The following is a 435-nucleotide window of genomic DNA, read 5'->3' as shown; positions in this document are numbered from 1 at the left end:
GTTGGAGTATAGAATCCTGAAATGATATTTCCATTGCGATCTTTACGGATCACTTTCACACCTTTGGCTTGTCCTACAAAGTCTGCCTCAGGGGTAAATGTGACGGTGCCATCTGGTGAGATTACATAAGTTCCTTCGCCTGGAACGACTTTTTCAGTTGTTCCATCTTCAAAGGTTGGCGGAACTGTCAGATCGACATCACCTGTAAAGTTTGGTTTACCAGTCTGAGTTTGACCTTTAAGACCTTCTGATGTCGCATCACTCACTTGTGTTTGTCCAAGGACAGTTGGTGTGTAGCGAGCAGTAACTACATTTCCATACACATCCAAACGTTTCACAACCAATCCTTTAGCTGTACCAACAAAGTCTGGTTCTGGAGTAAAGGTAATCTTACCATCTTTATCAATTGTATAGCTTCCTTCACCCGGAACAACC

At 43.0% G+C, this 435-nt stretch carries 1 protein-coding gene; it reads right to left on the bottom strand.

What is annotated here, in order from left to right; genetic code table 11:
- On the bottom strand, nucleotides 1–435 hold a 435-nt coding region (locus HMPREF3057_RS01130; protein WP_257370548.1), incomplete at both ends, for a hypothetical protein.

This window comes from Streptococcus sp. HMSC072D05 (assembly GCF_001815805.1).
GTDB lineage: Bacteria > Bacillota > Bacilli > Lactobacillales > Streptococcaceae > Streptococcus.
This window is presented reverse-complemented; position numbering and strand designations above follow the sequence as displayed.